Source organism: bacterium (assembly GCA_040753085.1).
GTDB lineage: Bacteria > UBA9089 > JASEGY01 > JASEGY01 > JASEGY01 > JASEGY01.
In genome coordinates this window covers 1-6,466 of record JBFMHI010000020.1, presented here as the reverse complement: position 1 = coordinate 6,466, position 6,466 = coordinate 1, and the positions used below count along the sequence as shown (strand labels likewise).

Sequence of the window (6,466 nt, the reverse complement as noted above, 5' to 3'; positions counted from 1 at the left end):
TTTACCCCCCCACTTTGGGGTGGCCCCCCCCGCGTACAACGCCAATGTGGCAGGGTAATACTATCCCCTCGAGCCTTCAGAAGGCATGGGACCTTCATCTTAGCAAGAAATATGCCAACCTTGCCGAAAAAAAACTTGAACATCGAGTGTAAGATTCAGAACAATGTAAGTGTATATAGGGTGTTACACTTGAAGATGGGGTCTTCTGCGGGCCATCTATGGTTTTAAGAACATCTATAATCCAAGAGCAGAAATCCCTAAAATGGATTAGCTCCGATTTACCTTAGTTAAGAAAGGCTTTACTATTGGTGCTAATGCCACTATTATTTGTGGGATAACCCTTGGGCGATACTGTTTTGTTGGTGCGGCGGCAGTAGTAACAAGGGATGTTTCTGATTATGCCCTGGTAGTAGGGAGCCCGGCTAAACAGAGATGGGTTGGGTATGTGAGTGTAGAGGGCGACTTAGAGAAGACCTGGCGTGGGCTTTATGTGGTAAGAGGTATAAAAGGGTTGAGGATAGAATTGAAAAAATCGAGGGGAAAGGGGAGATATCTTGAAGATTGTTACCATTGTTGGTGCTCGGCCTCAATTTATAAAGGCCGCCCCTGTTTCACATGAATTACGCAAGGATCATACAGAGGTGCTTGTCCATACCGGTCAGCATTATGACGATGAGATGTCAAAGGTTTTCTTTGATGAACTGAAACTTAATGAGCCTGATTATCACTTGGGTGTAGGTTCAGGTACACATGCCTTTCAGACAGGTGAGATGCTCAAGCGTGTAGAAGAGGTACTGATTAAAGAAAAGCCAGATTATGTTATTGTGTATGGTGATACTAATTCCACTTTGGCTGGGGCGTTAGCTGCTAAAAAGCTTCATATTACACTAGTTCATGTGGAAGCTGGCTTAAGAAGTTACAATATGCAAATGCCTGAGGAAATAAACAGGATTCTGACGGATAGAATAAGTGACATCCTTTGCTGTCCTACAGATAAGGCAGTAGAAAATCTTAAGAAAGAGGGTTTTGATATCCTCCCCTGCAAGGTAGTAAAAACAGGGGACGTAATGTATGACGCCTCATTGTTTTACCGCCAATTTTCGAAGAAGCCACACATTGCCAACTTACAGAAAAATGGATTTATCTTAGCCACTGTTCATAGAGCAGAAAATACCGATAATAAATTTCGTCTTTTAAACATCTTTGAAGCCTTCGAAGAGATTGCTAAGAAGGGGATGCCGATTGTTTTACCTCTGCATCCACGCACCCGTAACATTATTAACTCAAGTTCTTATGCCCTTGATTCTGCGATCCATATTATAGAGCCTGTAAGTTACCTTGAAATGATATGGTTGCTTGAGCATTGCCAATTAGTTATGACCGATAGTGGTGGTTTACAAAAGGAGGCATTCTTCTTTCAAAAGCCCTGCATCACCTTGCGTGACGAAACAGAATGGGTAGAATTGGTTGAACATAGTGTTAATTTAGTTTCCGGAGCAGATAAAAACCGTATATTAGATAGTTACAACTTTCTTAACTTACATAATCCTTTGCCTTTTGCTTTCTGTAACGATTTATATGGAGATGGGCAGTCAGGAAAAAGGATTGTGGATGAGTTGATAGAAAGATGGAAAAGAGTAAGTTAGTAGCCCACAGGTTTTTATTTTGGATTACAGTGGCTTACCACCGCTGTAGGGGCGGGGTTCCCCCCATCTTTTTAAGGAAGACAAAGCGAATCTTGCTTTCGCACCCCCAGGATGGTAAGATAAATGAGGGACGGTAATGACTCTTAAGATGAATGAAAATCAAAGAAAAGCATTATCTCAATATTTGGGGATTCTTCGAAAAAGATATAAAAAACAGATTTCAAAAATAATACTTTTTGGTTCGGTTGCTCGTGGAAACTTGGATCCTGAATCTGATATTGATTTACTGGTAGTGATTACAAATGGCGACCAGAACCTCAAAGATGAAATAAATATGGCTTGTTTTGATATCATTTTGGAGACCGATGTAATCCTATCGCCTTTAGTTATGGACAGAGAAACCTACGAATGGCATAAAAAGTATCATGATCCACTTTATAATAATATCCAAAAGGACGGTATAGAGTTATGGATAAAGAAACCAGAGTTCTTGTAGAGGTTCGACTTGACCGTGCCCAGGAGGATATTCAAACTGCGAAAGAATTGCTCAAGTTAGGAAGATATCGGGCAAGCGTGAATCGTGCTTATTATGCCATATTTAGTATTACGACTGCCTTACTTCTTACTCAAAAGATAGAAAGGAGCAAACATTCAGGTGTTGAGTCTGCCTTTATCCAACATTTTATCAAAACAAGAGTTTTTGAAACGGAGTATGGTAGAATATTTGATTATATTCGGAAAAAGAGAGAAGAATCTGATTACAGTTCCAAGATAATCATTAATGAGGAAATAGCAAGAAAAGTTGTGGATGATGCTGAGAAATTCATCGTCTGTATAACTGAATACTTGGAAGCTCAACTTAGAGAAAGATGAGAAGGGATATTATTCTTACCTTTATTACCGAATTCATTGTTTTAGTAAGCGGGATTTTAGTTTACAAACTTGCAGCTAATATACTGGGAACACAAGGGTTTTCAGAATATGCCTTGAGCAGACGGACAGTATCGCTTATCCAGCCGTTACTTCTTATGGGTTTGGGGGTTGGAATACCAAGGTATATCGCTTATGCCTCAGCCAGTCTTGATAACAATAGATCTGACACATATTTTATTGCCGGTATCATTACGCTTGTTGTTACGACGCTAATTCTTATGTTGACATTAAATATCTTTGACGATAAGTTTGCCTTTCTATTGTTTGGGAATTCAAATTATGTTTATCTTATATCTCCAATAAGTCTGATGCTTATCGGACTGATTCTTCATTCATCCTGCTATAGCTTTTTTCGAGGCAAACTAAATATGGTTAGTGCAAATATATTACAGATTATAAATATGGGAATTGTTCCACCGATAGTCTTTCTCTTTGGGAAAGATACTAAACAGATCCTTTTAATTGGTGGGATATTATGGATTGTAATTTCTGTATCTTTTCTGGTATTAATATTAAGGAAATCAACCTTTAAGATAGTGAATCTATTTCTACATACTAAAGAACTTATATCGTATGGGTTACAGCGGGTTCCTGGAGATTTTGCTATGGCTGCCATTCTTTCACTTCCGGCTATATTTACTGCCCATATATCTGGGGTAAAAGAAGCAGGCTATGTTTCCTTTGGCATATCCCTCTTAAATATGGTTGGGGCAGCCTTTGCACCGATTGGAATAATCCTTTTGCCCAAAGCAAGTCAACTTATAGCCAGTAAAGATGTTAACCTCTTAAAAGATTATGTTAATAAAATTTTGAGAATAACCCTTTCCCTAACAATAGTTGGCATTATTATCTTTGAGATATTGGCTGACAGGATAATTAATCTATATTTGGGGAGAAATTTTTTTGATATAGTGTTAGTGGTAAGGATAATTATGGTGGCATCTATTGCCTATGCTGTTTATATATCGATGAGAAGTATTATAGATGCTTATTATGTGAAGGCAATAAATATCATTAATATTATCCTTTGTCTTTTATTGTTTTTGGGGCTTTCTGCCATAGCCGTGTTATTTATAACGGGTTATATTTATATAGTATACTGTTTTGTTATTGCATTATTTCTGTTAGGGATTTTGACCTTGATAGAAACAAGAAAACTCCTGGTGCAAAGGCAATGAACTTACTCACAATCAGCAAAGTTAGGGCAAATAGTATTCTTCTACCCATAATGCTGGGCGGGAGTATAGCAGTTGGTGTGATGTTATTGTCAATACATCTTGATAATGAATTCATTTTGCTTGGGCTTCCATTATTATGCTTAATCATCATTTTGCTGATTATTTTTCCTGAAATATCCTTCGGGTTATTTTTAACTGCGGGAGTATATAAAGCAGACCCAAGATTAGAATTTTTACCAATTTTTTTAGATTTAACAGTGTTGTTTGGATTTTTATCTATGGTTGGAGTTTTATATGGTATATTGATAAGTAGAAAGATTAAACTCATATTGCCCCAAAGATCAATATTGTGGCCATATATTATTATAATTTTTCTTTCATTTTTTAGTTTAACATATACTTTAGCTTCTATATATGGAACGGATAAATTATTGAGACTTTCGACTATTACTTTATTATCTTGTTTTCTTCCTTTTTATTTATTTCAAAAAGAAGCACCTATTGATAGATTTTTTCTTCTTTTTATTGCTTTGGCATTTGCAATGTTTTTAGATATTGCAACGGGAGGTCTATCACCGGAAGAAATAGGCTTTAAAACTGCATTTGGTTCAAACTATCTTGCAGTGGGGAGAATATGTGGCAATGCAGCAATTGTTTTATCGTTATATTCCTTAATGACATCTAAGAGCAATTTAAACAAAATCTTATATATTGTGCTATTAACTACACTGCTTTTTGCTTTATTTATTTCTGGTGGGCGGGGGCCTTTGATAGCACTATTGTTAAGTGTTTCATGTATCTTTCTTTATTTGCTTGTTAGGTCTTTGAAAAGTGTTATGTTGAATTTTACTTTAAAGAAGAATCATTTAAAAATTTTGTTGATTGTTTTTACAGTTTTTTTGCTTGTTCCGATTTTTTTATTTATATCTTTTTATGAATATTTTGAAACCATCATTATGAGAATCCATGTGTTACAAGAATGGGGTGGTTTTTCAGCTCTGGAGAGGATATTAAGGTTTAAAAGGGCATTTGAGGCAATAACAAGTTTTCCAACTGCAGTTACTGGACTTGGGATAGGTGGATTTAGTGTTTATTATGAAGGGTTTGATGATAAAAGAGGTGCATATCCACACAATATATTCTTGGAAATTGGGTCTGAATTAGGATTGTTAGGCTTGTTATCTTTTATCTTAATGCTTTACTTTAGTTTTTATAATGGATTATCAAATATAAAAAAGGCACAAACCAATAAGATGTATTTTTTAAGTTTAACTTTATTAGCTCTATTAATAAATATGCTTTTAAATTCATCTATATCAGGTGATATAAGTGATAATAGACTATTGTTTGCATGGATTGGAATAATTTATTCAACAAAGAATCTTATTAAAGCAATGAAGGTGGGTTGATGTCGAAAAAAGTCTGTCATATAACGACTGTGCATCCTCCTTTTGATACCCGTATATTTCATAAGGAGGCTAAAACGCTTGCAAAAGCAGGTTATGATGTTACCTTGATTGCTCAACATAATAAGGACGAGGTTGTTGATGGTATCAAGATAATTGCTTTACCAAAGGCTAAAAATCGCTTCCACCGGATGACTATCTTAACATTTAAGGCATTTCAACTTGCGTTACAACAAAAAGGTGATATATACCACTTTCATGACCCAGAGCTAATTCCCGTAGGGCTGATTTTAAAGTTATTGGGTAAAAAAGTTATCTATGATGTACACGAGGATCTGCCACGTCAGATTTTGTCTAAGTGGTGGATTCCTAAGTCATTCCGAGTAATTACAGGTAACGCCATGGAATTATTAGAAGGCATTACTGCTTTGTTCTTTGAAGCTATTGTTACGGTTACGCCTAAGATTGCTTCTCGATTCCCTAAAAATAAAACCGTATTGGTGCAAAATTTTCCTATTCAGGATGAATTCGTTTTAACTGAGGATGTAGCTTATACCTCAAGGGCACCCTTAATTGCTTATGCAGGAGGTATCAATGTTATCCGTGGCATCTTTGAGATGATAAGGGCAATAGAGTTGCTTCCAAAGGAATTGGAAGCAAGGTTGGTTTTGGCGGGTACATTTAGCCCTGCCTCCCTCAAGGAAGAGGTGTGTCTGCTTCCTGGATGGAGACGGGTAGAGTTTCTTGGCTGGCAATCAATACAGCAAGTAAAATACCTTCTGGGAGTATCGCGTATTGGTTTAGTAACACTACATTCAATTATAAACTATCTTGACAGCTATCCAGTAAAACTCTTTGAATATATGTCTGCGGCTATTCCAGTGATTGCCTCAGATTTCCCACTTTGGCGGGAGATTGTAGAAGGTGCTGGGTGCGGGTTATTGGTGGATCCGCTTAATCCTGAAGCTATAGCTGAAGCCATTACTTACTTACTTACCCATCCTGACGAGGCAAAAAATATGGGTTTGAACGGTCGTAAGGCAATTGAAGAGAAATATAACTGGAAAAATGAAGGTAATAAACTTTTGGAGTTATATAAAAGGATCCTTCAAGGTTAAGGGCATCTTTTTATAACCCCTAGTTAGTATTGGACTTTGGACAAAAAATAATTAGCTTTTTCGGCATTGTCTCATTTCGGTCAGAAACAGCCCTAAAAAGTGGTAACAGTTTTGGCCGAAGAGACAATACGCCCCTTGTATTTTGAAGGTTGTTTTTTAGACCTTCTGGTGTTACTATACTTTTG

6 protein-coding genes are annotated in these 6,466 nt (G+C 36.7%); all 6 read left to right on the top strand.

Annotated elements, in window-relative coordinates:
- Positions 1–554 precede the first annotated feature (554 nt).
- Entirely contained in the window at positions 555–1,646 is a 1,092-nt protein-coding gene (gene wecB, locus AB1797_04040) for a UDP-N-acetylglucosamine 2-epimerase (non-hydrolyzing) (protein ID MEW5766783.1), read from the top strand.
- 136 nt (positions 1,647–1,782) lie between these two features.
- A complete protein-coding gene (locus tag AB1797_04035) occupies positions 1,783–2,142 on the top strand; it encodes a nucleotidyltransferase domain-containing protein (protein MEW5766782.1) in 360 nt (119 codons plus the stop codon).
- A complete protein-coding gene (locus tag AB1797_04030; GenBank protein ID MEW5766781.1) occupies positions 2,115–2,519 on the top strand; it encodes a HEPN domain-containing protein in 405 nt (134 codons plus the stop codon). The genes AB1797_04035 and AB1797_04030 overlap by 28 nt, the downstream gene beginning before the upstream one ends.
- Positions 2,516–3,757 carry a hypothetical protein gene (locus AB1797_04025; protein MEW5766780.1) on the top strand — a complete coding sequence of 414 codons (1,242 nt, stop codon included), beginning with the start codon at positions 2,516–2,518 and terminating at the stop codon, positions 3,755–3,757. Before AB1797_04030 ends, AB1797_04025 begins: the two co-directional genes overlap by 4 nt.
- Positions 3,754–5,166, top strand: coding sequence for an O-antigen ligase family protein (locus AB1797_04020; GenBank protein ID MEW5766779.1), 1,413 nt, complete (start codon positions 3,754–3,756; stop codon positions 5,164–5,166). The genes AB1797_04025 and AB1797_04020 overlap by 4 nt, the downstream gene beginning before the upstream one ends.
- On the top strand, positions 5,166–6,281 hold the full coding sequence (locus AB1797_04015; protein MEW5766778.1) for a glycosyltransferase family 4 protein: 1,116 nt from the start codon (positions 5,166–5,168) through the stop codon (positions 6,279–6,281). Before AB1797_04020 ends, AB1797_04015 begins: the two co-directional genes overlap by 1 nt.
- Positions 6,282–6,466 lie beyond the last annotated feature (185 nt).